The 26,490-nt window shown below is 64.0% G+C and carries 33 protein-coding genes; 26 read left to right on the top strand and 7 right to left on the bottom strand.

The window, feature by feature from the left end:
• The first annotated feature begins 75 nt into the window (after positions 1-75).
• The 4 genes from ACSBM8_RS00730 (at position 76) to ACSBM8_RS00715 (ending at position 2,963) form a co-directional block, all read left to right on the top strand.
• Positions 76-330, top strand: a complete 255-nt coding sequence (locus ACSBM8_RS00730; protein WP_442679763.1) for a hypothetical protein — start codon at positions 76-78, stop codon at positions 328-330.
• Positions 302-1,609 (top strand): phage terminase large subunit, encoded by a 1,308-nt coding sequence (locus tag ACSBM8_RS00725; RefSeq protein ID WP_442679762.1) that lies wholly within the window; start codon positions 302-304, stop codon positions 1,607-1,609. The genes ACSBM8_RS00730 and ACSBM8_RS00725 overlap by 29 nt, the downstream gene beginning before the upstream one ends.
• A 114-nt stretch (positions 1,610-1,723) precedes the next feature.
• Positions 1,724-2,239, top strand: a complete 516-nt coding sequence (locus tag ACSBM8_RS00720; protein WP_442679761.1) for a hypothetical protein — start codon at positions 1,724-1,726, stop codon at positions 2,237-2,239.
• Between the two features lie 400 nt (positions 2,240-2,639).
• A complete protein-coding gene (locus ACSBM8_RS00715) occupies positions 2,640-2,963 on the top strand; it encodes a hypothetical protein (protein WP_442679760.1) in 324 nt (107 codons plus the stop codon).
• A gap of 13 nt (positions 2,964-2,976) precedes the next feature.
• Here the strand turns inward: ACSBM8_RS00715 and ACSBM8_RS00710 are convergent, their stop codons facing one another.
• On the bottom strand, positions 2,977-3,678 hold the full coding sequence (locus tag ACSBM8_RS00710; protein ID WP_442679759.1) for a hypothetical protein: 702 nt from the start codon (positions 3,676-3,678) through the stop codon (positions 2,977-2,979).
• A gap of 1,022 nt (positions 3,679-4,700) precedes the next feature.
• The gene (locus ACSBM8_RS00705; protein ID WP_442679758.1) at positions 4,701-4,916 is read right to left on the bottom strand and encodes a DUF4287 domain-containing protein; all 216 of its coding nucleotides are present in this window, start codon (positions 4,914-4,916) and stop codon (positions 4,701-4,703) included.
• Positions 4,917-5,121: 205 nt separating this feature from the next.
• Here ACSBM8_RS00705 and ACSBM8_RS00700 point away from each other — a divergent pair, with 205 nt between their 5' ends.
• The 4 genes from ACSBM8_RS00700 (at position 5,122) to ACSBM8_RS00685 (ending at position 9,133) form a co-directional block, all read left to right on the top strand.
• Positions 5,122-7,182, top strand: a complete 2,061-nt coding sequence (locus ACSBM8_RS00700; protein WP_442679757.1) for a portal protein — start codon at positions 5,122-5,124, stop codon at positions 7,180-7,182.
• A complete protein-coding gene (locus ACSBM8_RS00695; protein ID WP_442679756.1) occupies positions 7,179-7,469 on the top strand; it encodes a hypothetical protein in 291 nt (96 codons plus the stop codon). Before ACSBM8_RS00700 ends, ACSBM8_RS00695 begins: the two co-directional genes overlap by 4 nt.
• An 88-nt stretch (positions 7,470-7,557) precedes the next feature.
• Positions 7,558-8,151 carry a phosphatase PAP2 family protein gene (locus ACSBM8_RS00690; RefSeq protein ID WP_442679755.1) on the top strand — a complete coding sequence of 198 codons (594 nt, stop codon included), beginning with the start codon at positions 7,558-7,560 and terminating at the stop codon, positions 8,149-8,151.
• A gap of 115 nt (positions 8,152-8,266) precedes the next feature.
• Positions 8,267-9,133, top strand: a complete 867-nt coding sequence (locus tag ACSBM8_RS00685; RefSeq protein WP_442679754.1) for a PEP-CTERM sorting domain-containing protein — start codon at positions 8,267-8,269, stop codon at positions 9,131-9,133.
• A gap of 191 nt (positions 9,134-9,324) precedes the next feature.
• Here the strand turns inward: ACSBM8_RS00685 and ACSBM8_RS00680 are convergent, their stop codons facing one another.
• Entirely contained in the window at positions 9,325-9,489 is a 165-nt protein-coding gene (locus ACSBM8_RS00680; protein ID WP_442679753.1) for a hypothetical protein, read from the bottom strand.
• Complete coding sequence (locus ACSBM8_RS00675) at positions 9,486-9,689, bottom strand: hypothetical protein (RefSeq protein WP_442679752.1); 204 nt, start codon at positions 9,687-9,689, stop codon at positions 9,486-9,488. The genes ACSBM8_RS00680 and ACSBM8_RS00675 overlap by 4 nt, the downstream gene beginning before the upstream one ends.
• A gap of 73 nt (positions 9,690-9,762) precedes the next feature.
• Between ACSBM8_RS00675 and ACSBM8_RS00670 the strand changes: the two genes are divergently transcribed.
• The 18 genes from ACSBM8_RS00670 (at position 9,763) to ACSBM8_RS00585 (ending at position 23,487) form a co-directional block, all read left to right on the top strand.
• Positions 9,763-10,740: a hypothetical protein gene (locus ACSBM8_RS00670; RefSeq protein ID WP_442679751.1), complete on the top strand. Its 978-nt coding sequence runs from the start codon at positions 9,763-9,765 to the stop codon at positions 10,738-10,740.
• Between the two features lie 51 nt (positions 10,741-10,791).
• On the top strand, positions 10,792-11,748 hold the full coding sequence (locus ACSBM8_RS00665; RefSeq protein ID WP_442679750.1) for a DUF5309 domain-containing protein: 957 nt from the start codon (positions 10,792-10,794) through the stop codon (positions 11,746-11,748).
• A 78-nt stretch (positions 11,749-11,826) separates the two neighbouring features.
• Positions 11,827-12,150 (top strand): hypothetical protein, encoded by a 324-nt coding sequence (locus tag ACSBM8_RS00660; RefSeq protein ID WP_442679749.1) that lies wholly within the window; start codon positions 11,827-11,829, stop codon positions 12,148-12,150.
• A 54-nt stretch (positions 12,151-12,204) separates the two neighbouring features.
• The gene (locus ACSBM8_RS00655) at positions 12,205-12,876 is read left to right on the top strand and encodes a phage adaptor protein (RefSeq protein WP_442679748.1); all 672 of its coding nucleotides are present in this window, start codon (positions 12,205-12,207) and stop codon (positions 12,874-12,876) included.
• A gap of 49 nt (positions 12,877-12,925) precedes the next feature.
• Complete coding sequence (locus tag ACSBM8_RS00650) at positions 12,926-14,359, top strand: hypothetical protein (RefSeq protein ID WP_442679747.1); 1,434 nt, start codon at positions 12,926-12,928, stop codon at positions 14,357-14,359.
• A complete protein-coding gene (locus ACSBM8_RS00645; protein ID WP_420137726.1) occupies positions 14,356-14,580 on the top strand; it encodes a hypothetical protein in 225 nt (74 codons plus the stop codon). Before ACSBM8_RS00650 ends, ACSBM8_RS00645 begins: the two co-directional genes overlap by 4 nt.
• Positions 14,550-15,140 (top strand): glucosaminidase domain-containing protein, encoded by a 591-nt coding sequence (locus tag ACSBM8_RS00640; protein WP_442679746.1) that lies wholly within the window; start codon positions 14,550-14,552, stop codon positions 15,138-15,140. Before ACSBM8_RS00645 ends, ACSBM8_RS00640 begins: the two co-directional genes overlap by 31 nt.
• 81 nt (positions 15,141-15,221) lie before the next feature.
• Positions 15,222-15,815, top strand: a complete 594-nt coding sequence (locus ACSBM8_RS00635) for a hypothetical protein (protein ID WP_442679745.1) — start codon at positions 15,222-15,224, stop codon at positions 15,813-15,815.
• A gap of 87 nt (positions 15,816-15,902) precedes the next feature.
• Positions 15,903-16,223, top strand: coding sequence for a hypothetical protein (locus ACSBM8_RS00630; protein WP_442679744.1), 321 nt, complete (start codon positions 15,903-15,905; stop codon positions 16,221-16,223).
• 372 nt (positions 16,224-16,595) lie between these two features.
• Positions 16,596-18,047 (top strand): hypothetical protein, encoded by a 1,452-nt coding sequence (locus ACSBM8_RS00625; RefSeq protein ID WP_442679743.1) that lies wholly within the window; start codon positions 16,596-16,598, stop codon positions 18,045-18,047.
• A 117-nt stretch (positions 18,048-18,164) separates the two neighbouring features.
• The gene (locus ACSBM8_RS00620; protein WP_442679742.1) at positions 18,165-18,734 is read left to right on the top strand and encodes a hypothetical protein; all 570 of its coding nucleotides are present in this window, start codon (positions 18,165-18,167) and stop codon (positions 18,732-18,734) included.
• A 485-nt stretch (positions 18,735-19,219) separates the two neighbouring features.
• On the top strand, positions 19,220-19,567 hold the full coding sequence (locus ACSBM8_RS00615; protein WP_442679741.1) for a hypothetical protein: 348 nt from the start codon (positions 19,220-19,222) through the stop codon (positions 19,565-19,567).
• A 112-nt stretch (positions 19,568-19,679) separates the two neighbouring features.
• The gene (locus ACSBM8_RS00610; RefSeq protein WP_442679740.1) at positions 19,680-20,159 is read left to right on the top strand and encodes a D-Ala-D-Ala carboxypeptidase family metallohydrolase; all 480 of its coding nucleotides are present in this window, start codon (positions 19,680-19,682) and stop codon (positions 20,157-20,159) included.
• A 110-nt stretch (positions 20,160-20,269) separates the two neighbouring features.
• Positions 20,270-20,464: a hypothetical protein gene (locus ACSBM8_RS00605; RefSeq protein WP_442679739.1), complete on the top strand. Its 195-nt coding sequence runs from the start codon at positions 20,270-20,272 to the stop codon at positions 20,462-20,464.
• 19 nt (positions 20,465-20,483) lie between these two features.
• Positions 20,484-20,927: a hypothetical protein gene (locus ACSBM8_RS00600; RefSeq protein WP_442679738.1), complete on the top strand. Its 444-nt coding sequence runs from the start codon at positions 20,484-20,486 to the stop codon at positions 20,925-20,927.
• Positions 20,928-21,093: 166 nt separating this feature from the next.
• The gene (locus tag ACSBM8_RS00595) at positions 21,094-22,311 is read left to right on the top strand and encodes an MFS transporter (RefSeq protein ID WP_442679737.1); all 1,218 of its coding nucleotides are present in this window, start codon (positions 21,094-21,096) and stop codon (positions 22,309-22,311) included.
• A 50-nt stretch (positions 22,312-22,361) separates the two neighbouring features.
• On the top strand, positions 22,362-23,003 hold the full coding sequence (locus ACSBM8_RS00590; protein WP_442679736.1) for a retropepsin-like aspartic protease family protein: 642 nt from the start codon (positions 22,362-22,364) through the stop codon (positions 23,001-23,003).
• A gap of 280 nt (positions 23,004-23,283) precedes the next feature.
• On the top strand, positions 23,284-23,487 hold the full coding sequence (locus tag ACSBM8_RS00585; protein WP_442679735.1) for a hypothetical protein: 204 nt from the start codon (positions 23,284-23,286) through the stop codon (positions 23,485-23,487).
• Here the strand turns inward: ACSBM8_RS00585 and ACSBM8_RS00580 are convergent.
• From ACSBM8_RS00580 to ACSBM8_RS00570, 3 genes are all read right to left on the bottom strand, one after another.
• A complete protein-coding gene (locus ACSBM8_RS00580) occupies positions 23,484-24,581 on the bottom strand; it encodes an alanine racemase (protein WP_442679734.1) in 1,098 nt (365 codons plus the stop codon). The two genes, ACSBM8_RS00585 and ACSBM8_RS00580, sit on opposite strands and share 4 nt — an antisense overlap.
• A 276-nt stretch (positions 24,582-24,857) precedes the next feature.
• Entirely contained in the window at positions 24,858-25,394 is a 537-nt protein-coding gene (locus ACSBM8_RS00575; RefSeq protein WP_442679733.1) for a hypothetical protein, read from the bottom strand.
• Positions 25,395-25,615: 221 nt separating this feature from the next.
• Positions 25,616-26,449, bottom strand: coding sequence for a hypothetical protein (locus ACSBM8_RS00570; RefSeq protein WP_442679732.1), 834 nt, complete (start codon positions 26,447-26,449; stop codon positions 25,616-25,618).
• Positions 26,450-26,490: the final 41 nt, after the last annotated feature.

The raw sequence follows: 26,490 nt of genomic DNA, 5'->3' as shown, positions 1-26,490 counted from the left end.
GACGATGTCACCAGGCGCGGTGCGCCACCACATTCCAGCCCCTGCGCCGCACTCTTAAACAATTGGGGGAACAGGATGACGCAGAAGAAGCGGGCGCTGCCGCTATCGCCACGCACCAAGCTGAGCCGGGCGCTGACCAAGCATCTGGTGACCGATTTCGACGCACATGGCGCGGAGGTGATCGCGCGAATGCGGGCGGACAAGCCGGTAGAGTATCTGAAATTGGTGACCGCCATCCTGCAAGAGGAGGACAATAATGACGCCTCCTTCGGCCCGACCTATCACGTTATCGAGCGACAGATTGTCCAAGCTCCCGATCAAGACGGCTAAGGCGTTCCACCCCCTGCTCGCCCCCGCGCGCGATAAGGCGGCGTGGGGCGGGCGCGGATCGGGCAAGTCGCATTTCTTTGCCGGCCTGCTGATCGAGGACAGTATGGCGCATCCCGGCGAAAATGGCGGCGAAGGGCTGCGCAGCGTGTGCATTCGCGAGACGCAGAAGGACCTGGCGCAATCGTCCAAGGCATTGATCGAGGCCAAGCTGGCCGCGTTCGGGCTGCTGGGCGAGCGGGACGGGTTCAAAGTGTATCGCGAATCGATCCGCACGCCGGGCGACGGGCTGATCATCTTTCAGGGCATGCAGGATGCGACGGCGGACAGCGTGAAATCGCTGGAAGGCTTCAAGCGCAGCTGGTGGGAGGAAGCGCAGGGCGCGACCCAGCACAGCATCAACCTGTTGCGGCCGACGATGCGCGCGAGCGGCGCACAAATGTGGTGGAGCTGGAACCCGCGGCGCAAGGCGGATGCGGTGGACGTGATGCTGCGCGGTGCGGAGCTGCCGACGGGCGCGGCGGTGGTGCAGGCGAACTGGCGCGACAATCCGTGGTTCACGGCCGAGCTGGAGCAGGAGCGGCAGGATTGCCTGCGCATCCAGCCCGACCAATATGACCATATCTGGGAAGGCGCCTATGTAAGCGCGTCGGCCGGCGCCTATCTGGCGCGGGCGCTGGCGGCGGCGAAGGCGGAGCGGCGGATCGGCGCGGTGGCGTTCGACCCGCTGCTGACGGTGCGGCTGTTCTGCGACATTGGCGGCACCGGCGCGCGGGCGGATGCCTTTTCGTGCTGGCCGGCGCAGTTCGTGGGGCGCGAGATCCGCGTGCGGGATTATTATGAGGCGGTGGGGCAGCCGCTGGCGGCGCACCTGAACTGGCTGCGCGCCAAGGGATATGGGCCGGAGCGCGCGCAATTCTGGCTGCCGCATGACGGGGCGACGCAGGACAAGGTGTATGACGTGTCCTACGAAAGCGCGCTGCGGGCGGCCGGCTATCAGGTGACGGTGGTGCCCAACCAGGGCAAAGGCGCGGCGGCGGCGCGGATCGAGGCGGCGCGGCGGCTGATGCCGAGCGTGTGGTTCGACGCGGAGACGACCAGCGGCGGGCGCGATGCGCTGGGCTGGTATCATGAACGCAAGGACGATGTGCGGGGGATCGGCCTGGGGCCGGCGCATGACTGGTCGAGCCATGGCGCGGACGCCTTCGGGCTGATGTGCGTGGCCTATGAGGCGCCGGTGGCGAAGCGGCGGATTAGCTATTCGAATAGGGGGATTGTTTGATAATCTGGGCGCAAATACCTGCATCCAGTTCGCTAATAACCCAATCTGATTGGAACCCACTATTGGCAATGGCCGAGTGATGAGATTATTCATGCTCTCACAACAGGGGGATGCATGACGTTTGAGATGAAGCGCCTCGTCGAGGCTGATGGTACGTGGGCGGACTTTAGGGGTGACTGGGCTGCGCAATGCGACGTGGTCGGAGAAAATCCGGAAGAGTATGCCGCTGAACCTTTGAAAGTGATCGGCGAAGCCGCCGCTTCGACGGGCAATGAGCACTGGGCAGTCGGATTATCCGACGGTTCCCACTTTCTTGCGGTTGCCTTGCTTCACTGGGTGATGATTCCCGGCTTTACCGGGAAGGTGCTTCGCGTTCGGCAGATAGTTGTTTCGCCCAAGCTCGATTATGGATTGCTGCCGGAAGATGCCTACGCAGAAACCCTAATTGAACTGACTTTTGGCATTATTAACCTGTCTGATACCGATCTCCCCGCAAACCATATAAAGTTTCATATGCGTAGCCCGGGAGACATGGCATACTTTCGTGCGTTTGGCCGCTCGCTTGACAAACATGGTGTTTTCAAAGCAGTCGAAACACACGGAGCGTGGCTGACAGTCACAAAGTATTGAAAAGACACGTTTAATGACCATTTGTCGCATAAAGGAGTTGCGAAAAATGACGAATCCGACCGATTCGAGGGTGAGGGAGGCCATTAGCGAGGCCGTCTATGAAGCCATCGCCATCGTTGGAATTGATGGGCTTCGTCGTACTTCGATGTTCCCGTCCGCCGCAAAGCGCGCTGAGTTGCCTCTCGCCGCATAACCCCCTTTCCGGAAACGGAAATCAGGCCTCTGCCTTGTCGGCAGAGGCCTTTTCTTTGTCCGATTAGCCGAGAAGCTCGCCTTGATCGCCGGCCTTGGGGAAGGCCTGCATAAACGGCTTCTTGAAACCGACTAGGGTATCGGGCACCGCCTCCTGGATCGTCCCCCCCTCCCAGGCCCACCAGGTCGAGCGGAGTAGCTTGCGATTGTGATGATATTCGCAGTGCCCGTGCTGACGGCGATGATGCTGTTTCTGGCGGTCGTGACAAAGCGCTGGGTGTTCAAGGCCGCGCTGGTGGCGATTGCGCTCAGCTATGCGGGCAGCGTCGGGGTGATTAGTTACGATCCCTATTTCGACGATGCGGGATCGCGTGAGTTTATCGAATGGCGCTTTCGGTGGGTGTGGGCCGGTGAGCTTTGCGGGATATTGTTGTTCGTGACGATGCCGGTCGTGCTGGCGATCGGGGCGGTATATCGGCGGGTGCGGTACGGCAGGATAGCGGACGATCCGCCAGAGACGCCGCCGCAATGACGCCGTGGGCGGATCAGTCTTCCCGGCTGATCCCCGCATCGCCGCATGCCGCGATGCGACAGCGCGCGGCGTCCGCGGCGTTACGGACCATGACGTGATCATGGCGTGCGCCGGCATCGACGATCGGCAGCAGGGTAGCGGAGGGGCGCGCTGCGATGGCGCGCAGGACGGCTTCGGCGACGTAGACATCGGGATCGCGCACCAGCGCTGACAGGAATTCGACGTCGGTGAGATCGAGCGAGGCGATCAGGACCGGGGCTGTGTCTTCATAGTGCGGCGTCGGCCGGAGCGACGCGATCAGGCTTTCCAAGGCAGGTTGATCGCGGAGGATACAGGCGTGATCGGGGTGCTGATCCTCGATCGCGGTCCCGGATGCGGCCGCCTCGCGGGCGGCGGCGAGGAAGGAATCGAGGCCGTCGAAGACGATCCGGCTGTCGCCATCGTGCGCGAGGTAAAAGATCGCGCCGCTGACGGCTTCGTGGCCGAGAAGGACATGGTGGTTGCTGGTGTCGGGATCGTCGAGAAGGATGCCGTGCAGACCCTGGACGACGGGGTGAAAGCTGCGGAATTCCCGGGTCAGGGCGATGGCGGCGGCTTCGTTGAGGAGGCCGAGTTCGGGGCCGGCGTCTAGCCATGTGCCGAGCGTGTGGAAATAGGCCGACGCGTCCTGCGCCAGTTTTGGATCACCGGCCAGCGTTGCGAGATCGCGATTCATGAGGGCGTCCTGGCAAGGGTGACGTGGATGGATGGCCTGTGACGTAGCCCTTTCTGGCGTTCGGCGCCTAGCCGCAGAATGGATCCCAGCCTGCGCCGGGATGACGGTGTGTAGGACAGATGGTGCCGCGATCTTTATCGTTGGCACAAAGAATGTTCTTGTTATGATCTTGGCGCGCCGGCTTGCTCGCCGGGTGGATGTGCGTGCGTATGAGGCGCCGGTGGCGAAGCGGCGGATTAGCTATTCGAACAAGGGAATTTTGTGAGGAGCAGGCAGAACAATGCAGCGTTAACGTTTGCTATTGTTGCGATCCGTCTGCGCAGAAGCACAGTTGCGATAGCCGCCATATTAGGAGCCGCTGACAAACCCAATTCCGTTAAGCCACGTTATTAAAACATGGCCAAAAACGAAGATTATCAGCGGCGCAAAACATGAGCCAAATGTAATTGCCCTAGCGAATACCCCTCTAGGATCATCTTGATCCCATCTACCGGCAACGGGGAGGAACCCCACACGGCGTATAACCAAATTGCGCTTCGGCGAAATTAAACCGCCGAGGAAGCATAGTGGGATCGAAGTTGCCCCCAGGACGTCGCAACTCGTCTTTTGAAATCCTGAGAAATAGCTGATGGAACCATGCTCGTTGTGCGGAAAGATCAAGCCGTGCACAACGTCAGGGCTTCGCGGGGCGAAATGTGCCCAATATTCCATCAAGATAAAAAAACATGCAAACGCGACGAAGCCATAGCCGACTAGAAATCCGCCAATGGCATTCGCCACATGGTTCCTATTGACCTTGAACATCGAGACAAGATGCATCCGATCGTTGGCGAGGGCAACGGCAGCCGTTGATCGAATACGTCGCTAGTCAACCCATCGGCGGGACGCTTCGACAGTGCGGGCTGAGCTTCTGAGACCGCACAGGCCAAGCCGCCGGATGGACCCCGGCCTTCGCAAGGGTGAACGGGAAGTGTGGCGAGGATAATCGTGGCACGTGGTTAGCAGCTGACCGGCAAGACGGGCTAGGTCGTCTTTTCGCCAGCCAGCGTGTGGGCGACGAGCGCGTTGGCATGGCCGTGGCCCATGGCGTGATCGGTCTTTAGCATCGCGACCAAGTCCATATGTTTGGCGGGCAGGTGGGCGCGGATGATATCCTGCCATTCGGCGATGGAGCGGCCATATTTCTTCTCGATCGAGGGGAAATAGGAGGCGGGGCCTTTTACTTTTTCTTCGGTCATTGGGACGAGGCTCCGTTCGTGAACGTCGCGACCGATGGTTGCCGCGATGCCTTGCGAACGCAAGCGGCGGCGGACTTTGATTGGCAAGACAGCGCCTAGCCGTCGAATGGATCCAGGCTTGAGTCACGGTTTGCAAGGGCGCCGCGCGCCGCCTGATGCGGCCCCGGCCTTCGCCGGGGCGACGGAATTTCTGAAAGGATAGCTTATGGCGGCTTTGGACGCGGCGATGACGCATACCGAATTGGCGGCGATGCTGGCGGAGGATGAGCGGCTGGCTTTGTCCTTCCGCGACAGCACGCTGGCGGACGAGCAGGCGGTGGCGATCGATTATTATGAGGCGCGGCCGTTCGGCGACGAGGAAGAAGGGCTGAGCCAGGTGGTGACGCCCGACGTGGCCGAGGTGGTCGATTATATGACGATCAGCACGTCGCGCACGATCGTGGCGGGCGACCGCGTGGTGGAGTTCGAGAGCGCGCAGGCCGAGGGCGAGGCGGCGGCCGAAGAGGCAACGGCGGCGGTGACGTACAGCTTCATGAAGGGGCAGGACGGCTATCGCGTGATCCATGACTGGATCCAATCCGGCCTGATCGAGAAGATCGGCATCGCCAAGACGTGCGCCGAGACGCACGAGACGGTGACCAAGCGGCGCGGCGTGATGGGCGAGGACCAGCTGGCGGCGCTGCATGCCGGCGGGGCGGAGATCGCCGCGGCGACCGATCATGGCGACGGCAGCTTCACGATCGAGGCGATCGAGCGGACGCACGAGGTGCGCTTCGTCGACTATCCGATCCCGTCCGAAGAATTCCTGTTCGCCAGCCGCACGCGGCACGAGGATGACAGCGATTATCTGTGCCACCGATCGTCCAAGAGCATCAGCGACCTGATCGCGATGGGCTTTGACCGCGACGTGGTGGAGAGTTTGCCGGCGGACGACCGCGCGACGTGGCTGGACATGCGCAGCAATGCGCGCTGGCTGGACGAGACGCAGATCACGCCGACCGGCACGCGCAAGGTTTGGCTGCGCGAGGAATATAAGCGCGTCGACCTGGACGGCGACGGCGTGGACGAACTGGTGAAGATCTTCCGCGTCGACGACGTGATCCTGGACGTGGAGGAAGTGGACGAAAATCCGTTCGTGGTATGGTGCCCGTTTCCGCGCGCGCACCGGATGGTGGGGCACAGCCTGGCGGACAAGGTGATGGACCTGCAGCGGATCAAATCGGTGATCCTGCGCCAGCAATTGAACGGCCTGTATCTCACCAACAATCCGCGCATGTACGTGCCGCAAGAATGCGTGACCGAGGATACGATCGACGATCTGCTGATGGTGCGGCCGGGCGGGCTGGTGCGCGGGCGCGGGCCGAACAAGCCCGAGCCTTTGTATGAGCCGTTCGACATGGCCAAGGGCATGACGATGCTGGAATATATTACCGGCGAGCGGGAGAGCCGTACGGGCATCACCCGGCTGAACCAGGGGCTGGATGCGGACGCGCTCAACAAGACCGCGACCGGCACCGCGCTGATGCAGGCGCAGGGGCAGCAGATGGAGGAATATGTCGCGCGAAATTTCGCCGAGGCTTTGGCGCGGCTGTTCGCCAAGAAATTGCGGCTGATGGTGGCGGTGGGCAAACCCTTCCCGATCCGGGTGGACGGCCAGGCGCGCACGGTGGATCCGGCGCGGTGGCCGGCGGGCTTGTCCGCCAGCGCGCGCGTGGGCCTGGGTTCGGGCCGCAAGGACCAGCGGCTGCAATATCGCGCGCAGATGCTGGACATGCAGAAGGAAGCACTGCCGGTCGGACTGGCGACCCCGCGCAATATCTTCAAGAATCTGTCGGCGATGGTGCGCGATGCCGGGCTGGGCGTGCCGACCGATTATTTCCAGGATCCGGCCGCTCAGGGACAGGCCCCTGCCCCGCCGGCGCCGGATGCGGCGATGGTGAAGACGCAGGCGGAGGCCGAGGCGCAACGCCAGCGGCTGATGCTGGACCGGCAGAAGGCCGAAGCCGATTTGATGCTGGAGCGCCAGCAGGGCCAGGCGAAGCTGGATGCGCTGCGCGAGGAGAATGCGCTGAAGCTGCAGCTGGAGCGCGAGAAAGCGGCGGCGGAAGCGGCGCTGGCGCGCGAGCGGATGGAGCTTGAGTTCAGCCTGGCCGAGCGGCGCTTTCAGGCGGAGCAGGCGATGCCGCGGCGACGGAGCCGCGAGCGTCGCGGTAATACGGAGGCGTGCATCACGCCGATGCGGAATGGCGGAGCGCTGGACCAATGACCGAGGATGCGATCCACCGCGCCGCGCGCTGGCAGGCTTTTTACGAGGAGGATGGCGGCCTGCGCGACGTGCTCGGCACGCTGCGCCGCGCTTATTTCGACCGGGCGGCGGACCTGATGCCGAACGATACGGCGGCGTTGCTGAAGCTGGGGATGGCGGCCAAGATCGTCGACCAGATCGATGCGCATGTGACGCATATCGTGACGGCGGGGAAGCTGGAGCAGGCGGCGCAGGACCATGCCGATCGGATTGCGCGGTTGCCCGAGGCGCGACGGCGGTTTCTTTAAGAACCGCACGGCAGCGTCCTTCGACTTCGCTCAGGACGAACGGGTAGGGGAGGCGGACCCGCAAGGTGCGTCTGCGCATTGAACAGCCATGAGAAAACAAACGAAAGCCGAGAAGGCGGACATCGCCGTAGGGGATGCGGTTGCGCCCGGGCAGGACCATTGGATCGTACGCGCGGCGGGACAGGTGAGCGAGTTGGCAGATCAGCCGCCGCTGATCACGATTTGCGCGGCGACGTTGGCGATCGGCCTGATCCTGGGCAAGAGCCGACTGGCGCGGGCAGGCGGACGGATGCTGGCAGCGGAATTGCTGGCGACGCAGCTGAAGACCATGGTCAAGCACCGGATCGATCGCACCCGGCCGCATGTTCGCGCCAGCGGTGGACGCTATAAAGCGGAGAAAGGCAGCAACCGTGACAGCGCGCTCAACAGTTTCCCGTCCGGCCATACGGCCGGCGCGGTGGCGGTGGCGCGTGCCTATGCCCGCGCATATCCGGAGCATAAGGCGCGGGCTTATGCCGCGGCGGCTGCAACCGGCGCGATCCAGATTCCGCGCGGTTCGCATTATCCCAGCGATGTGGCGGCGGGCCTGATCGTCGGCCTGGTGGCGGAAGCCAGCGTGTATCTGACGGAACGAACGATCGGCGCGATAGCGCGCGAGGCGGGCCGGGAGCGGTATCGCTGAGCTTTTATCACGGCAGTATCAAGACGCGGCGCAGCGACGCCATTGCCCGTGCGCGCGAAACGGATAGAGGAGCGCCATGCTGAAATCGTTCCGCCCGACACTGTTACGCAGACTGATGACCATGGTCGCGGCGGCGGCGTGGCTGATCGCCGCGCCGGCGATGGCCGAACGGATCCTGTTCGTCGGCAACAGCTTCACCTTTGGTGCGGGATCGCCGGTGCGGGCCTATCGCCCCGATCTGGTGCGCGACCTGAACCGCGAGGGGATTGGCGGCGTGCCGGCGCTGTTCAAGCGCTTTGCCGAACAGGCCGGGCAGAATTGGGACGTGAGCCTGGAAACGGCGAGCGGGCAGGATTTCGCCTATCATCTGGCCAACAAGCGCGCGCAGTTGACGGGCGTGTGGGACGTGGTGGTGCTGCAGGATTACAGCACGCTGGACAAGCTGCGGCCGGGCGATGCGAGCGCGCATGTCCGCGACGCGGAACGGCTGGCAATGCTCTTCAAGGCATCCAATCCGCGGGTGCGGGTGCTATTGGAGACGACCTGGTCGCGGGCCGATCTGACCTATCCGGCGGGCGCGCCGTATCGCGGCAAATCGATCCGGGCGATGACCGACGATATCGCGCGCGGCAATGCGCTGGCGATCGGCAATAGCCGCGACCTGTTCGCCGGCACGGTGCCGGTTGGGGAAGCGTGGCTGCGGGCGATGAGCCAGGGGGTGGCCGACCCCAACCCGTATGACGGGATTGCGTTCAACAAGATCAATCTGTGGACGTGGGACCATTATCACGCGAGCGCGGCGGGCTATTATCTGGCGGCGCTGGTGGTCTTCGGCCGGGTGACCGGGGTCGACCCACGGACATTGGGGATACGCGAGCGCGCGGCCGAGGATCTGGGGCTGCAGCCGCAGGTGGCGGTCGCGCTGCAACGGATCGCCGCGGAAGAATTGGGCAATGCCGGCGGGCCACGCCCGGCGCGCTAGAGTATGATGACTTTACGCTGATCCGTTCGTGCCGAGTAGCGACCGAGTTGCCCGCAGGGCGTATCGAGGGCGCGTATCGAGGCATTGGTGGGTATCTCTCGATACGCGCTCTCGACAAGCTCGACCGCTACTCGAGACGAACGGGTCCTACCGAAGTCATCACGCTCTAGGGGCGCCTGAGCGAAGAATGGTCAGTCAAGGCGCAGGCCGCGCCGGATCACGCCCAGACCGATCGCGAAGGCGGTGATCCCGCCCGCATAGCGCAATAAAGGATTAGGCGCGGCCAGCAGCAGACCTGCGCCGACGATCAGCAAGGTGATGCCGAGCGTCAGCGACCGCCCGTCGAAACGCTTCACGCGGCACCCCCATCGCCGTCGATCGGCCGGATCGCGCGACGCCAGCGCAGCAGCGCCGCCAGGAAGGCCGCAATCGCGACGACCAGGCGAAACGCCTTTTCGGAATCATTGGTGGCGGGCGGCAGCAGGAACAGCACACCAAAGGCCACCACCAGCATCAACGCTGCGACGAGCGCCGCCTGCCTGTCCCTGATGCGCAATGCCGCCTCCGTCGTCCGAACCCGAGGCGACAGCCTTTACCCGTTTCCCAATCGCAACCAACAGGAGATGCGCATGGCCGAACTGCATACTGCGGAGGCCCCCGCGCCGGCATCCGCCGACGAGCGTGTCGAGGAGTTCGCGGAATTCCTCGACCGGATGGAGGAGGATCAGGCGGACGAGGATCATCCCAACGAGACCGGCACGCCAGCCGGCGAGGACTATCAGGAAGAGGCGACCGAACCGGGCGATCCGGCCATCGCGCCGCCGATTTCCTGGGACAGCGAAGCCAGGGAATTGTTCGAGCAGCTGCCGCCCGACCTGCAAAGCAAGGTCGCCGCGCGGGAAGCCCAGCGCGAACGCGCCCTGCAATCCGTGTCGACCGAGGCGGCGGAGGTGAAGCGTCATGCGCTGATCGAAGCCAATGCCGCGGTCGCCGAACAGCAACGCGCTTATGCGGCGCAGCTGGAAGAGATTGCCGGCTATTACGCGCCCCAACGCCCCGACCCAGCCTTGCTGGCCGAAGACCCGCAGGCTTTCTACCAGCTGCAGGCGATGTTCGAGAGCCAGGCGGCCGACCATCAGGCGCTGACCCAGCGGGCGCTGGAGGTGCAGGCGGAAGCTGCCCAGCGCGAGGCGATCAACCAGCATTATGCCCTGGCCCAGGACCATGCGTTGCTGGGGGCGCATCTGGGCGACGACTGGACCGACGTTTCCCGGCGCCAAGCTTTGCTCACCGACCTGGAACAGGTTGGAGCAACGCTCGGCTATTCGATGGAGCTGATGGGCCAGGCCAATGCGACCGACATATTGGCGCTGAAGGCAGCGGCGGAATGGAAGGCCAAGGCCGACCGTTACGATGCGCTGCAATCGGGCAAGCCGGCGGCGGTGCGCGCCGCCCGTGCCGCCCCGCGCGTGGCCCGACCGGGGGTGACCCCGACCCGGGCCGAACAATCCGCCCGCGGCCGCGACGCCGCCTGGGCGCGCGCCAAGGCCGAACGATCCGGCGACGCCTATGCCGCCGTTCTCGACAGCATGGGCATCACCCTTTGACCCCGCGGCTTCCGACCGGGAGCCGCCCCTTCTTTCAAGGACAATCCGAACATGGCTGTACCCACGAATACGATCCAGAACGTCAATCGCGTCGGCGTGCGCGAGGATCTGAGCAACAAAATCGCCGAACTTTTTCCGGACGATACGCCCTTCCTGAACGCGATCGGCACGGGCAAATGTTCCGCGACCAAGACCGAGTGGCAGACCGACGGGCTGGCCGCCGCCAACCCGGCCAATGCCCGCATCCAGGGCGACGATCTGGCCAATGACGTGCGCACCGACACGGCCCGGGTGAGCGCCTATACGCAGATCAGCACCAAGGTGGTCGGCGTGTCGTCCACGGTGGAAGCGACCAACAAGGCCGGCCGCAAATCCGAACTGGCACGCGAGATCATGAAGGCGGGCCGCGAACTGCGCACCGACATGGAGATGCGGGCATCGGGCAATTACGCCTCGGTCGCGCCGACGGTGGGCGTGGCGGGTCAGACTGCCGGCGCGCTGGCCTGGCTGACGAGCAACGCATCGCGCGGGACGAACGGCGCCAGCGGCGGCTTCAATGCCGGCACCGGCATCGTCGCGGCGGCGACCAACGGGACGCAGCGCGCCTATACCGAAGCGCTGCTGAAGACGATGCTGCAGGCGATCTGGACCAAGGGCGGCAACCCGAAGATGGTGATCACGGCGGGCAGCCAGAAGCAGACCGCCGCCGCCTTCCCCGGCCTGGCCCAGCAGCGGCGCGAGACCGGCGCCAAAAAGGCGACGATCGTCGCGGGTGCGGACATCTATGTGTCCGATTTCGGCGAGGTGCAGTTCGTGCCGTCGCGCTTCTGTTCCGCCCGCGACGCGCTGATCGTCGATCCCGAATATTGGGAGATCGGCACGCTCGACCCGCTGGCGGTGCAGGACCTGGCCAAGACCGGGCTTTCGACGCGCAAGATGCTGAGCGTCGAATGGGCGCTGAAGTGCCTGAACGAAGCCGCGTCGGGCGTGGTCGCCGACCTGACCTGATCGGCGGCGGAGGGCGGCGCCGTGCGCGTCGCCCTTTGCGCCCTGCCCGCTGGCCTTATCCCCACTTGAGGAGCCGCCATGCCCGATTGGCATTTGATCGATCACGACCCGGACCGTGGCGTGCGGAAATATATTGCGGCCGGCGACGAGGCCGACAGCGTGACGATACGGACCGAGATTGACGACCATGCCGTCATCGCGCGTAACCGGGAGCTGCAGAAAGATGGCTTCGATCGGCGCGCCGATATGTGGCACGCCGCCTCCATTCCGACATCCGTCATGTATGAATGGCTGAGCAAGTTCGGCGTGAATGCGTGGAATCCGGCCCATGCGGATGCCGTCAAGAAGCTGCTGAATTCCAGCGATTATCGCTGGTGCAAGGTGAAGCACATCATCCTGTGACGTCCGCCGCCCGCGATGCCGGGCCGCGCCACACCATCAACGAAGGAACGCCTTATGGCCGAACCGCGCACCTATGCGGACCTGCAGGCGTGCCTGCTCGCCTGGCTGGACGACAGCGCCGCCAACGTGAACCCCGCCGAATGTATCGCGCTGGCCGAACGCCGGCTGACGCGCCTGCTGGACACGCCCGACATGGAGGCCAAGACCACGTTGGCTGCCGCAAGCGGGACGATCGACCTGCCGGAGGATTTCTGGGCAATGCGCGATTGCCGCCTGGCGACGAGCCCGGCCGCGGCACTGGAGCCGACATCGCCGGTCCTGTTGCGCGCGGCCTTTCCCGACGATCGCGCGGGCCGGCCGCGCGTCTATGCGCTGAGCGGATCGTCGCTGCTGATCGGCCCGCCGCCGGACGCGCCCTATGCGATCACGATCAACTACAAACAATCGATCCCGGCCCTGTCGGATCAGAACCCGACCAACTGGCTGCTGGCCAAACATCCCGATCTCTACATTGCGGCCAGCCTGGCGATGGCGGAATTCCGCGGCTGGAACGACAGCCGGCTGCCGATGCTGAAGGAATGGTATGACGCGCTGATCGCGGAGGTGAACGATGCCGGCAAGCGCGCGCGCTACGCCGTCGGCGCGATCCGGATGCGCGCGAGCGTGACCGACGGATCGGCGATCAGCACGCGCGCCGGCACCCGCGCCGGGGAGAATGGCGGATGATCCCTGACCGCAGCAGCGACGTAGCAATGGCCGCACAAGGGAGGATCGCATGACCCGGATCCTGTTCGGCGAATATCGCCCGGACCAACCCGCGCATCTGAGCGAAAGCCTGGAGATTGCCGATGGCGTGGTGCCGATCGCGAACGGCTATGCCCCGATCAGCAGCTTCGTCGCATCGCGCAACGGCACCCTCCCCGCGCGCTGTATCGGCGCCGCCGGCTATCGCAATGCGGCGGCATCCTATCTGTTCGCCGCGACGTCGACCAACATCTACAGCTATTCCACGTCCGGCTATGTCAGCGTCGCGGCGGGCATGACGAGCACGCGATCGGTGGGCGTGCAATTCTGCCCTTATGGCCCGTTCATGCTTGCCGCCAACGGCACGGATCCGATCAAGAAGTTCGATCCGGCATCGCCGGGCGCGATGGCCAATCTGGGCGGTAGCCCGCCGACGGCACGCTATCTGGGGGTGGTGCGCGGCTTTCTGGTCGCAGGCTATGCCGGGGGCAATGCGTTGCGCATCGCCTGGTCCGACAATGGCAATCCGGCCAATTGGACGGCAGGCGGCGCGTCCGAGGCCGGGCTGTATGACATGCCGTCGGGTGGCGACATTACCGGCGTGGTCGGCGGCGAATATGGCCTGATCTTCCAGGAACGCCGCATCCTGCGCATGACCTATACCGCCGACGATACGATCTGGCAGTTTGACGAGATCGTCACCGACGCCGGCTGCATCGCGCCGAAATCGCTGGCGAGCTGGGGCAAGGTGAGCTTCTTCTGGTCCGACCGCGGCTTCATGATGTGCGACGGCGTGAGCGTGCAGGCGATCGGCGACGAGAAGATCGACCGCACGTTTCAATCGTTGGCCGAGCGCGCATATTTCGAAACGATGAGCGCGGTCGTCGATCCGCGCCGGGCGCTGTACATCGTGGCGTTGCCCTCCGCCGACCCAACATCGACCGTGTTCCTGTACAATTATGCGCAAGGCCGGTGGACGACCGCCGCCATCGCCAATGAACTGATGTTCTCGGCACTGTCGCTGTCGTCCAGTCTGGAGGATCTGGACGCGGTGTACGGATCGCTGGACGCGACCAGCCTGTCGCTGGATAGCTTCGCGCTGCGCGGCGGGGCGCCGACGCTGCTGCTGTTCGACGGCGCGCATCGGCTGGGCCTGTTGTCCGGCCCCAATATTGCGGCGACCTTCGTCGACGGGCGGCGCGAATTTGCCGGTGGGGCGCGGGCGCGGATCCGCACGATCCGGCCACTGACGGATGCAGCGACGGCGACCGTTACTATCAGCGGATCGAACAGCCTGGCGGCGACGCCGCAAGACCGCAGTTACGACATGGCGACAGCCAACGGCTTTTACCGCTGCCGCGACAATTGGAGCCTCGCGCAAATCAAGCTGGCCATCCCGGCGGGCGCGCAATGGACCTATGCCCAAGGCTATGACGTCGAAGCGGTGGCGGGAGGACGGCCATGAGCCTGCTGATCAAGGACAGCGAACGCGGCCAGGCGGAGTGGAACCGCAAGGCGCGCGACAGCATCAACGCGGTCGCGCGGCGCATGCTGGGCAGCGGCCCGAGTGCCAACCGCCCGCCCAAGCCGGTGGTGGGCCAGATGTATTATGACACGACGCTGGGCAAACCGATCTGGCGACATGCGAGCGGCGTGTGGCGGGATGCCGGTGGGACAGTGGTTTAACAGAAAAGGAAAAGAAAGTGGCAGGACCGCAGCAACGAAATAGCATTACACCCGGTTCGCAGAAGCCAGGCCTGTTCGCGGGACGAGATCCTAATCGGCAATGTGTGGGGCCAGACTATGCGAATTTCTTCGCCCTCAACTACCCACCGGCACTCCAAACTGCGAACACATATGGGGTTGACGTAAATTTGCCTTTAGGAGTGTCCGCCATGGAGTCAGATTGGGCGCGCAGTCGCATGGCTCGCGAACAGAATAATATGGTGGGTGCAACACCCGGCGGCGGCGGCACGAGCGGCGTCAGATATAAGTCGATCGAGTCCGGATGGCGGCATTGGGGCGAGGAGTGGGGCCCACGTGTGCGAGGGGTGAAGGACGATGTGCCGACCTTTGTGAAAAATCTGCTTCAGGATAATCGCAAAGTCAAAGGCGCTGTCGACCAGCGTGGCCGCTATAATTCTTTGAAACGGCCCAGCGGCGACCCAAGATGGCCGGTCGTAGTCCCCCAGATGATACAGTCCGTCCGGAAGCGCCTGCCTATTTGGCTGAAATCCGGTTGTTAAGAGGGATTGCCGTTATTGAATAGCCGAATGTTCCTGTTATGATCCTACCTTGGGCCAACTTCTGGCGGGCGGGGGGTGTTTATGCAGAACATGTGGCGGAAAATTTTGCAGAAGACGGTGGCCGTATCAACGATCGTCTTATGTTTCCCTGCTTCAGTTGAGGCAAAGACATATCAAAACGACGAATATGGCGTGCGAATCGAAGCCCCGCCGGGCCGTCATGTTTGTACAATGAAGATGATGGATCACGCTCACGGATTTGCATTCAATCTCGACGCCAAAATGCCTTGCACGAAGGATTATACAGGAAACAGGCCAGGAACTCTGAGTATTTGGGCTGATTATAATGCTGTATTTTTCAGCAACGCATCGGAAGCGGCACCAGAGCGCTGCACGACCTTTCCCCAAGGACAAGCGTTACGGAACGAATATAAAGGCAGCGTGCGTTCCTGGCGGAGCTGTATCGTGCATGACCAACATGATCAGGTGATGGTGACGCTGACCTTGCTGACCGGTACCCGTGGCGCGTCCTGGGGTGAGGAGGCCGGCAAGCCTTGCATGATCTACCAGATATATCTGACGACCTTCCGCAATCGCTTGGTGCAGGAGCTGAACGATCTGCGGACATTCCTACGCGGCACGCAGCTCGACGATGCGGAGTCATGCGGGCCATAGCATTCGCCCATTTCTAAAGCCGGGAGCGCCGTCATGGGATGCGACAAAAGCCCGTATCGGCGGTGGCGCCCGGCCTTTGCGGCAGCGATGGACACAAGGCTGTATCGACCCGAGTGGCTGGATGCGCAGCTCGCGTCCGGCCAGGCGCAATATTGGAGCAGCCCGAATGCGGCGGCGGTGACCGAGATCCGGACCTATCCGACCGGCGCCTGCGACGTTCATGGGCTGATCGCGGCGGGCGATGTGGACGAGGTGCGCGACCTGATCATCCCGCAGCTCGAACGCTGGGGCCGTGCGATCGGCGCGATCGGCATCGTGATCGAAAGCCGCGCGGGATGGGCGCGCGTGCTCAAGCCGAGCGGCTTTGCCGCGCACCAACTGGCAATCCGCAAGGAATTACAGGAATGACTATCGGTGGATCGCCTTGGCTCAGCGCGGCAGGCGCGGCGCCGGCTTGGCCTGGCCCGCGTTAAGCTGTTGATCGGGCACGCGCGCCGTCTTCGCAAGTGCGATTGGCGCGTAATCGCACGGCTTGGGTGAACCTGAAGATTGGCCGCTGGCCAACCCGGCGAAACAGCGCTTGGCGCGGTTCGTGGATGCCAGCCTGCGCTGGCATGACGGGTGGGCGCTGAGCCGCCCAGCCACCGGTCGCCAAGCACGGTTCGGATCATGGGCACGCACGCCATGCGACGCTGGCCTGGATCCGCCTCACCACTGCACATCGCTCCGCTTTGGTCCCGGCATGTCCGGGCATCCCCTCACTCAACAAGGATCTGGCCGATGGGCATATCTTCCAGCAAGACCAAGAAGACGACCACCAGCAGCACGACGCCGCTCGACCAATATGCGCCCTATATCAACCAGGGGCTGAAGAGCGCGCAGGGGGTGCTGGACGCCAATCAGGCCAATCTGGGCCAGATGAGCCAGAACGCCTATGGCCTATTCAACAATCTGGCCGGCACGATCAATAATCCGGGCGGGTTCGTCAGCGGCGCACAACAGGCAGCCGCAAACATCTTTAACGGCAATGGCGCGAGCGCGGCCACGTTTGACCGGCTGCAACAGGCGGGCGCGGCCGACCCCAGCACCGGGCTGCTCGCGCACTATGCCGGGGGCACGACCAACCCGGCGGCCGCGGCGCTGAACCGCTATGCCAATGGGGGCACGGATCCTTCGCTCGACATTCTCGGCCAGCTCGCGCGCGGCGGTAGCACCAACCCGGCACTGGCCGCGTTGCAGGGCATGATGGTGCCGGGCACCAACCCCGCCGATGCCCAGGCCATGGCGGTGGCCGGCGGCAAATATCTCAATGGCCAGCCGTCGGCCGATTTCTACAAGGACACGCTGTCGGGCAAATATCTGAACGGCAATCCCCATCTGGACGCGATGGTGCGCCAGGCGAATGATTCCGCCACCAAGGCCGTGAACCAGCGCTTTGGCGCGGCCGGAATGGGCGCCGGAATGTCGACGCCCTACGCCGACCTGCTCAGCCGCAATCTGGCGGATAGCGAGACCAAGCTGCGCTATGGCGCCTATAATGACGAGCTCTCCCGCATGGGCGCGATCGGCGCGCAATCGGACGCCGTCTGGGGTGGCGAGCGCAACCGAATGGATGCCGCCAACGGGCTGGTCGCATCGAATTACAACGCCAATCAGGATCGCGCGCTGGCGGCGGCAAACGACCTGGGCAACCAGCATAATGCAGCAGGGCAATTGCAGCTGGCGGCAGCGCAGGGGCTGGGCTCGCAATATATGGCCGGACAGACGCTGGGGCTGAATGCGGCGACGACGCTCGGCAATCAGTATCTGACCCAGCAGGGCCAGCAAATCGATGCCGCGCAGGCGCTGGGCAATCAGTATACGGCAAACAACACGACCGCCTTGGGCGCGGCCAACGGCAGCGTGTCCTCCATCCTGCAGGCGCTGGGGCTGACGGGCGGCCTGGCCGAAGCGCAATATGCCGGCGTCAGCCCGGCGCTGCAGGCTTTGTCGTCGGCAGCGTCCATTCCGTATACCGGCGTGAACAATTATGCCGATCTGGTGAACGGCCTGACGTCCAAATATGGCAACAGCAATTCGACCGAAACCACCACGTCCGGCGGGCTGACCAATTTCCTGAGCAGCCTGAGTGGCCTTGGCAGTGCCTTGAGCGGCGCTGGCAGCGTTATGGGCGGATTAAAGGGGCTGGGCGTGAAGTTCGGTTCGTCGGGGAAGACGATTCCGCCCGTCTGAAGACTCTCCAGACGCAGAACTCCGCTCGGCGGCGCAGCCGCGCACCACCCGCCTTCGCCGTCGCGAACACCGATCGCGCCGGCAGATCTCACGATTAGCTAAATAAGAGAGGTTCTTATGGCCAGAAATGCCATCTCCGATTGGGACCCTGTGCCCGGCAACAACAGCGATATAGCCGGCATTAACATCGCCGAGGGGTGCCCGGCTGGCGGCATCAATGACGCCATCCGCACCGTGATGGCACAATTTGCCGGCTGGCTGGCGGGCACGACGGGTCCGCTGCTGAAGTCCGGCGGTGCCGCGAGCGGCGCGATCACCGGCATGGGTAACGGATCGACAGTGCTCGACGCCGCCGGCGTGGCACGGGGCATTGGCTATCGCAACGTCCCGCTCTCCGTAAAAACGGCAGCTTATACCCTTGCATTGAGCGACGTGGGACAAGGCGTGTCGACCGGCACGACCCTGACGATCCCAACCAACGCAACGGCCGCCTTCAGCGTCGGCGACGTGATCGCGATCTATAACAATAGCAGCAGCAGCAATAGCATCACCGCCGCAAGCGGTGTGACGTTACGCCTTGCGGGCGCAAGCAGCACCGGCACGCGCACATTGGCTGCCCGGGGACTGGCCAGCTTGTTCAAGGTTGGCACAGACGAATGGGTGATCAGTGGAGCAGGTGTATCGTGAGCGGGATTAATATTGCGGTGGCGGGAGCCGGGACTGCATCAGGAACTATTCCCGACCCCGACAGCGGCCCTCTTGAACTAACATTCTATTGGAACGGCGCTACGCCCTTGAATGTGTCTGGTGTATCCGGGCAGACAGGCTTTCCTAACTTCTTTTATACGTCAATTACTGGCGGAGTTGAGCCTTTCAAACTTGGAGTGAGTATAACAAATAACCCAAGCGGTAAGTTCAGTCTTTTCACTCTTGGATCGCAGATTGGCATCGCTTGGAATAACATGTCCGTTAACGAGTCCCAAATTATAACGGTTAAGTACGATATTACTGATTCCGCTGGAACATCACGGAGCTCCTCCGCATCCGCGGCAATAAAACGCATCTCATAGTTGAGATCGATAATAATAATCTATGAATATATTTTTGATTAATTTTATTAAATTCATTATTATAAAATTCATTATTATAAAATATATCACGGATCGGTATTTATGCTCGATATCGAAATTTCCCAAATCTGGGCACCGCTGTGTGGAGCGGCCATTGGTGGTGGAGGTATTGGGGCCGGGTTGCGGCCGGTGCTGGATTATTGGAAGGGGCGGCGGCGGCAGACCGATGAGGTCGCGATGGGGCTGGTGGAGAAGCTTCAGGCGCGGATCGAGCGGCTGGAGGAGAATTCTCTGGCCGAGCGGGCGCTGTGTGATGCGAAGCTGTCCTCGCTGCGCCACGAACTCAAGAATGTGCAGGGTAATTTCGCCGCTTTATTGCTGGCGATCGAGGTCGCGCCTGATCGTGCGGCGGACGTGGTTGCGAAGGTGAGAGCGCGGTATCCTGCGTGACATTGCTGTTCGCCGGCCCTGCCTGATCACCCCCCCGGCCTGGGTGCGCGCGCCGCTGCATAGCCGCTAATCCGGTTCCCGCCGCCCCGCCGCTTTGACGATAGGAGAGGCCATGCCCGAGATGCTGAGCCCGCATATCAGCCGCGCCGAGTTCGAGCGCAGCGCGACGGCGGCGGCGCGGAATATCGCCAATCAGATGCCGAGCGAGGTGGAGCCTGCGGCCCGCGCGCTGTGCCTGAAAATTCTAGAACCGATCCGGGCCGCCTTGGGCGGGCCGTTACGGATCAATTCGGGCTATCGCAGCCTGGCGCTGAACCGCGCGATCGGATCGAAGGACACGTCGCAGCACCGGCGCGGCGAGGCGGCGGATATCGAGCTGCCGGGTGGACCCAGCAATGCCGAGCTGGCGCGCTGGATCCTGGCCAGCGACCTGCCCTTCGATCAGCTTATTCTGGAAGCCCATCGCGCGGGCGACCCGCGATCGGGGTGGGTCCATGTTTCGCATACGACGCGACGGCCGCCACGGCGGCAGGCGCTCACGATGACGATCGCCTCGCACGGCGCCACCTACAGGCGGGGCATCGTCGCCTAAACGGCGGCTTGCGCACACGCCGCCCCCGCTCCCTTTCCGGCCCGACCGGGACCGTCGCCTTCTTTTGTGGTGCCGACGGTCGGCGGCACCGCCTTGCTGAGGAGTTTCCTATGTCCGATACAAAAAGCTGGTGGCAGAGCCGGACGCTCTGGGTCAATCTGGTGGCGATGCTGTTCGCCCTGCTGGGCGCAACCAAGACCCTGCCGAGCGACATCGACCAGGATATGGTGGTGACCGCGATCATGGGGATCGTCGCGCTGGTGAACGTGGCGCTTCGCCTGCTGACCAAGCACGTCATCGCATGATCCCGGCGCGTCGCTCCTGATGGGCGGGAAGATACTGGCGGCCCTCGTGGGGCTGCTGAGCCTCGCCTGCGCGGCCTTCATAATGGTGAAGATCGTCACGCTCTATGGAGCGGCGCGCTATGCGGCCGGGCGAGCGGAGGCGGAGGCCGCGCAGCTCCCCCGGATCGTAGCAGCCCATGACGCCGCCGCCCGCGCCGGGCTTACGGCGCGTGACCGCATCATCGCGGCAGACGCATCCCGCATGGCCGAGATGGCACGGATATTGCCGCATATCCTGACCGCGTATGACAAGGTGAATGCCTATGCGTCGACCGTGGCTGGCGGGGCTCCTTGCCTTGCCGCTGAGCGCGTGCGCGGGATCGAAAGCGATCGCGCCGCCCTCTTCCCCGACCTTTCCGAAACCGACATCGGCGATCCCCGATCCATGCCGCCCGGGGCCGCTGCTGACACGGCCGGACCATAGTCTGACCAGCGCCGACGCCGAGCGCGCCATCCGACAGGGCGATCAGGATCTGGCCCAATGCCGCACGGATCGCGATCGCTATCGCGCGGCATGGCCATCATGACCTTTGTAACCGCCCGCACCAGGCGCCTAGGCAGCGGCCGGCCAAGCTACTAACGCGCGCCGCATGAGCGACCCACGCGGAGCGATGCCGGCCGGGCTGACGGCAATATTTGCGGTCGCGTGCGGCCTGATGGTCGCGAACCTTTATTATGCGCAGGCGCTGATCGGCGAAATCGCGCCAGCCTTGGGATTGCACGACAATGCCGCCGGGTTGATCGTGACGCTGACACAGCTTGGCTATGGCGCGGGGTTGTTGTTCATCGTGTCACTGGCGGATCTGGTCGAGAATAAGCGGCTGATCCTGACGTTGCTGGGTGGCGCGACGCTGGGGTTGGTGGGCATCCTGTTCGCGCGCAGTGCGGCGACCTTCCTGCTCTTCTCCTTCCTCACCGGCTTTTGCTCGGTCGGCGCGCAGGTGCTGGTACCGCTGGCCGCGCATCTCGCGCCCGAACACAGGCGTGGCCGCGTGGTTGGCAACATCATGGGCGGATTGATCGCCGGCATCATGCTGGCGCGGCCGGTTGCCAATGGCCTGGCGGTGATTGGCGGATGGCGCCTGATCTTCGGCGTGTCGGCGGTAGCGTCGCTGGCTTTGGCGGCGGTGTTGGCGTTTGCGCTGCCCCAGCGGCGCCCGGCGCCCGGCCTGCATTATGGCCAGATTTTGCAATCGAGCCTGCTGTTGCTGCTCCGCACGCCGGTGATCCGCCGGCGCACCGCCTATCAGGCGAGCCTATTCGCCGCATTCAATCTGTTCTGGACGGCGGTGCCGTTGCTGCTGGCCCGCATATTTGGCCTGGGTCAAATCGGCATCGGCCTGTTCGCGCTGGCCGGCGCGGGCGGCGCGCTGGCGGCCCCGATCGCCGGACGCGCGGCGGATCGCAACTGGATCCGCAGCGGCACCTTTGGCTCGCTGGCGGCTGCGCTGGCGGCATGGCTGCTGGCCGGGTGGAGCGGCACAACGCACGCGCTGATCGCGCTGGCGATCGCGGCGATCGCGCTGGATGCCGGCACCCAGTTCAATCAGGTGATCGGCCAGCGCGTGCTCTATTCGATCCTTCCGGAAGCGCGCGGCCGGATCAACGCCAGCTATATGACCTGCGTCTTCATCGGCGGCGCGATCGGTTCGTCCTTGGCCGGCTGGACCCTTGGCCATGGCGGCTGGTGGGCGACCGCCCTGACCGGCATGGCCCTGGTGACCCCGGCCATACTGCTGTTCCTCAGCGAGCTCGGCCAGACCATGACTGTGCGGCCCGCACAGGGCGATCCGCCCAAGGCCCATTGAACCGGGCGGCGAGCGGTTACATGTTCCTGACGTCAGGATCATCCCCACGCATGCCGTCATTGCCCCCCAATCTGCTGCTATACTTCCTATGCGGCGTCGCTGGCCTGATCCTGGTCAACCTGATCACGCGGCGTATCCCCGTGATCGGAACGCTGATCCGCCTGGCGTCCTGGTGCGTGCTCCTGTTCCTGCTGTTCGGCGCGGTCCAGCAACGGCAGCGGCTCGACCCCTATTTTGCGAAGCTGACCCGGCTGTTCAACCTGGAGGGGGATCAGCAACAGGTTTCCGGCCGGGAGTTGCGCGTGCCGATGGCGTCTGACGGCCATTTCTGGGTGACGGCCCAGATCGGTGGGCTGAAGCGACGCATGCTGGTCGATAGCGGTGCTACGATCACCGCCTTGTCCGCCGATACCGCGGCCGCGCTGGGCGTGCGGCCCGATCCGGCGGTCTTCCCTGTCATTCTCAACACCGCCAACGGCCCGGTGACGGCGCAGACCGCGACGGTGGACGAGTTACGGATTGGCAATATCGTCGCGCGGCGGCTGGCGGTGGTCGTCTCCCCCGCCTTCGGCAATACCGAGGTGATCGGCATGAACTTCCTCTCGCGGCTGGAAAGCTGGCGGGTCGAGGGCGGATCGCTGATCCTGGTGCCCCATCACTCCCAGCCCGTTCCCGGCAGCGACCAACCTTAATTGGCCGCGATCATCGCGGCGCCGGCCCGGCGGATCGTTTCGGCCCGGTGCGCGTCTAACCCTCCCAGACGTTGGGGAGATGGTGCATGCGTTGGTTATGTTTGGTGGGGCTGCATCGGTGGCGCGCCCCGATGCGTCAGGATGCAAGCACCTTTGCGCGCTGCACCACATGTCGCCATCCGGTGCTGTTCCGGCGGCGGCCCGCGCCGATGATCTAACACAGCGCCATTCCGGCCGCTAAACGATGGCAACTTACATCGGTCTGGCCGGTTGGAGATGCATGAGTATGAGTGGCGATGCCTATCCGGACGAAAATTCCCAGGACGGGAAGAAGCATCGCGTTGTCGCGGTGGGTCTTCTGTCCGAATATGATCTCGCGATATTGGGCCGTGGCTTCAAGCGCGCCTATCGGATCGACGAGGGTCATGATTTCAACGGACTGCTCGCCGCGATCGACGAAGCGGAGCGCGACCTGCGCAATTAACCCGGCGATACCCGATCGCCATGGCCGCGCGCATCGATCGGCCAGGAAGCTTCGGTCAGTGCGGCGCCGGTAAGATGATATATATCGTGGAGGTTGACGGTCGGATCGCAATGGGAGGCCGTCAGGACAATCCTTGAACCGACCATCGGCTGGGGAGCATCCGCCGGAAGGTCCAGCCGCCCAAACTCATCGCCGGTGAAACGATAGGCGCTTCCCGCGGAAATGCCGGATGTCACCAGGGGCTGCCCACTGTCGGTCGCCAGCGCCTTGATCCCGGCGTCGATCGTTACCCAGCCGGCATGATTGGCGCTGACGACGGTGGCATGCACCTGCAACGCCGTCTCGAACGGCCCCGCCCCGCCCAGTTCGCAGGCGCCATAATCCTGATCCATGAAGATGTAGGAACCCGGCTGCAATTCGGTCAGCAGGCCGGCATCCGCGTCGATGCCATGCGTGCCCGTCCCCCCACCCGTCACCACCGGGGGCGGCAGGCCGGCGGCGGCCAGGGCCGCTATCGTTTCCGCCAGCCGCAGATTGCGCGCGGCAATGGCGTCCTTGCGCGCGGCCAAAGTGGGGATGTGCTGCTCGCTTCCACAGTAGAATTGGATGCCGTCATAGCGCAGGTCCGGCCGGGCCGAGACGGCGCGCGCCAGCGCCACCGCATCTTGCGGCGCGGCGACGCCGCTGCGCCCCATGCCGGGATCGATATCGATGACGATGCCGAGCGGTGCGTCGGCGGGCAGTTGCCCATCGAGCGCGGCGAGAAAGGCCGGATGATCCACCACGACCGACAGCGCCACCTGCCGCCTCAGCAGGGCCGCGATCCGGGCGGCCGAGGCAGCCCCCGCCACCGGCGAGGTCAGCAGGATCGAAGGCGCCGCGCCCGCAAGCTGTTCCGCCTCCCACAATGTCGCGCAGCAAATCCCGACCGCGCCGGCCTTTGCCTGACGCGCGGCGATCGCCCGGCTCTTATGCGTCTTGGCGTGCGGCCGCAGGCGCAGCCCGCGCACCTTCGCGAAGGCGGCCATACGGGCGATGTTGCGATCGAGCGCATCGCGATCCAGCACCAGGCAGGGGGTGGGCGGTAACGTCATGCCGGTGGATTGGCGCGGATCCGCGCCCGACGCAACGCCGCGTCGTAACGCGGGTAAATTACGGGATTAGCGTACGAATTGATCTCACGAGGCTGGCGGAGAGTGCCAACCCCATCCGCGTGAGGCCGAAGCCCATGATCGTCGTTGATACCGAACGGAAGCCGGGTGGATCGCGTCCACACCGACGCCGAGCTGGCAAGCCTGCCCCCTCTGCCGATGTCGACCCGATTGCGCTGGTGGCCGCGATCCTAATTGCAGCCGCTGCCTGACGAACGCTCAGTCCTGCAGGAAGGCGAACCCCATGCGGCCGATCTGCTGGATATAGGCCGACATATTCTCGGCAGCGGCATCGGACAGGTCGATGAAGATACGCCGGCCGTCGAGCGGATCCGCGGTGCGAACGAAGATGCCCTCATCCGTCAGGCGCTTGATCCAGCGAAGCGCGGTGGTGGGTGGAACCGCCGCCGCGATGCACAGGCTAGAGACCGCCACCGGGCGCTGTTCCAACCGCGCATGCAGCAGATCGATCAGCATATCCCAGGCGGGATCGGCGAACAGATCGGCGTTGAAGAATTGTTCGCGCATGCGGCGCGCCCGAATGATCCCGCGAATGGTCGCGAGCATTTCCGCGCGAGCCGTATCGCGCCGATCCGGCTGGGCACGACGATCCGGCTGGTGCCGACGCTCCAGAATATTGGGCGGGGGCTCGTTCGTCTTCGGCGCCGAAAGCTTCGCGAGCGCGCGTGCGATCCGATCCACTTCCGCGCTGAGTTGACGCAGCTGAGGCGAACCTTCGTCCGTAGGCTCGCTCATTGGCGACAATCGTTCGATGCGACCGGCGATGGTCGCGCTATCACGCCCCCTAGCAACATATTCGACGCTTAGCGGGACTTTTGGCCGCGTTGCTAGCCATTATCGCCAAAGCGGACTTATCCGATGCGTTTCCGGCTAAGGAGGTTTGCACCGGATAGTCCGCTTTGGTTCGATATCGATAATTTAGCCGTCTTTTTTTGACATCGATAACAATCGCTCGATCATTCGTAGACGGCGCGCAGGTCGCGTGGTGCACCGCCGCCGCCCAACAGGCGGTCGGCCGCAACGGCGGTTGAGCCGGCCTGCAGCGCCATCCCGACGCCACCGACGATCGCCTGTAGAACAGTGACGATAAGGGCGCCTCCCGAGAAGGCATTCGCATAGTGCGCGGCCTGCCATTCGGCGACCCGCAACGCTGCGGCCGGATCGGTGGGGCGCGCCATATCGCCGATGATCGAGCCCATCTGTGTCGCCATCAGGATAGCGTAGGCGACGAACAGGATCAGGCCGATCACGAAATAGGCGCCGAAGAGCGGCCAGAACGCGCCCTGGGTGAGCGACCAGGCCGGACCGATAATGATCTTGCGTTTGACCAGCGTGAGCGGGCCGAACAGCGAAATGCGAACGGCGACCCAGATCGCGCCGACGATAAGCGCAATGCCCAGTATCGCGCCGATGCCGACCCCCGCAGACAGACCGGCCGCTCCCCCGATAATCCCGACGATCACCCCGGTGAAGATGCCGAGGACGAGGAATGCGAGATAGCCACCGACGAGAACGATCAGGACAGCACCCAGCAGGCGCAATTCGTCCATTCCCAAACGGAGATATGCGAAACTACGTTCTTCCGGACGCAACACCGCGCGAAAGACCGCGGCCCACAGCACGGTGAACAGGAGGACGAACAGCAATCCGACCAGGATGGCCGAGCCGACCGCGCCGGAGGCGGGCATGCCCGTCTGCATGGTCTGGAGGCGCGCAGTGTAGATAGGCCCCATGAAGAGCGCGGCGGAAATCAGCGAAGCGGCGAACAGGATGGCGGTCCATATCGCCACAGCTTTCCACTGCGTCCGCAAAAAAGCGAACGTACCGTTCA

It is taken from the genome of Sphingomonas sp. ASY06-1R, assembly GCF_052180265.1.
In the GTDB taxonomy this organism is placed as follows: Bacteria; Pseudomonadota; Alphaproteobacteria; order Sphingomonadales; family Sphingomonadaceae; genus Sphingomonas_I.
This window is presented reverse-complemented; position numbering and strand designations above follow the sequence as displayed.